This window comes from Mesorhizobium sp. M7A.F.Ca.CA.002.05.1.1, assembly GCF_003998335.1.
Classification (GTDB): Bacteria; Pseudomonadota; Alphaproteobacteria; order Rhizobiales; family Rhizobiaceae; genus Mesorhizobium.
The window spans coordinates 1-1,726 of record NZ_RZQI01001100.1 but is presented as its reverse complement, the minus strand read 5'-3'; the positions used below and the strand labels follow the sequence as shown (position 1 = coordinate 1,726).

Sequence of the window (1,726 nt, the reverse complement as noted above, 5' to 3'; positions counted from 1 at the left end):
TGTGTTCATGGAGCAGCTGTTCACGATGAAGCGGTTGGAAGATTTCGTTCCAGCCGGTCATCCTGGTGCCCGCACCGGCTGATGATCAATGGAGCGCTGGTGCGGCTAGACGGCATCCTTTCCGGCATGTACGCCTGCAGTGCCAAAGGCGGTCGCCCCAGCGTTGCGCCGGAGAAATTGCTGCGGGCCGTGTGTTGCAGGTGTTCTACAGCGTCCGTCGGAATTGATGCAGCAGGTGCTGCTGTGGCAAGGCCAAGACCCGGGAATGCCGTCAGCTTTGATCAGGCGCTTCGGGCCGTCGGAAACGCGCGAAGAGTCCGGCTTTCGAAAAAGGCCGAACGCCTCAGATAAAGCCAGAACTCCTTGGGTCACCATCAAACCAATTTGACGCCCCGGGACAATTTCGTCCGGCATTGTCCGGTGTGCGACGATGTTGGGGATGCGACATAGGCGGATTGCCGTGTATTTAAACCGCTTTTCCTTTGGCACGCATATTGCGCCCTATCGGTAAACCTCGTCATGGGCCGGCGGCAATCGCTCGGAGATTGTCGAAATAGCACAATGATTTCTGCCGGGGTGACATCCGGCCCGACTAGAGCAGGACCTTTCAGATGATGCAGAAAAGCAAGCGGCCATACTCGCGGGGAAATAGTCGCGTCAGGGCTGCATGGACGCTCTTTCCTGGTTGTTTCGGCGGCGGACGCCAACTCTTCAATCGGCACCCGAACCAGTGCCTGGATGTCCAAGGAGCGCCCCTGTTGCGCGTGCCTGGCTGCACCCGCGTGCTGGCTCTCCTCCAAGGCGACGCTTCGGCGCTGCTGCAGACCGGCGACGAGAACCCAACTTCAAAATTAGCATTCCGAAAACCGAAAGAAGTGAACAGGTATGTCCAGGATCGGCGCTTTGACGCGCGCCGCATGGCGATCGGCAACTCAGACGCTGGCCAAGGGTTCGAAAAGTTTACACCCGACGCTAGCGCCGGCCGATTTCAAGCGCGCACTTACGATCAACGAACGATATGGCGGGCTCACTGTCAATGTCCCCAAAATGCCTTTCTGGCTGACCGGGGGTGAAGCCTTCGTCTACCGCCGGACTAGCCACGGCGAGCAGCAGTTCATGCAGGTCGATGCTGCCACGGGTTTCAAGCGGCCCGCTTTCGATCAGGCGCGTCTGGCGGCAGCGCTAAACAAGGTGAGCCATGAGAGCTATCAAGCCGGCAATCTTCCGTTCGACCGTTTCGAACTGAGTGAGGATGGTCGCAGGCTCGACTTCCAGATTGAAGACACCCGGTGGAGCTGCGACCTTGCAAGCTATGACTGTACCAGCACCACATTCGATGCAAGGAAAGGGGACCGTAGGGAGCTCAGCCACCGCTACACGCCGCCAGCGGAGAACAACCCCGACAAGAGCAACGCGTCGCCCGACGGCAAATGGATCGCCTATATCAAGAACTGCAACGTTTTCCTGCGCAGCGAGGACGGATTGCAGGATGTTCCTCTGAGCCGGGACGGAGCCGAAGGCAATTGCTACGTCTTTTCGACGCTGAGCTGGTCGCCGGACTCGCGCCACCTCGCCGCTTACCTTGTTCGCCCCGGCTATAGGCGAGAGGTCCGCTACCTCAATTCTTCGACGGACCAGTTGGAGCGGGAATATTCAACAAAATTCTATCCCAGGCCGGGCGATGTCCTTCCGCTGCCCCAGCCAGTCCTGTTCGACATTGCCGGCC

At 59.0% G+C, this 1,726-nt stretch carries 1 protein-coding gene and 1 pseudogene; both read left to right on the top strand.

Annotation, left to right across the window (positions count from 1 at the left end; translation table 11 throughout):
* Positions 1-7 precede the first annotated feature (7 nt).
* A pseudogene (locus EN939_RS39500) lies at positions 8-218 on the top strand (IS5/IS1182 family transposase); the annotation flags it as partial.
* A gap of 685 nt (positions 219-903) precedes the next feature.
* The coding region (locus EN939_RS32940; RefSeq protein ID WP_245473258.1) for a DPP IV N-terminal domain-containing protein at positions 904-1,726 on the top strand (823 nt) is incomplete at its 3' end.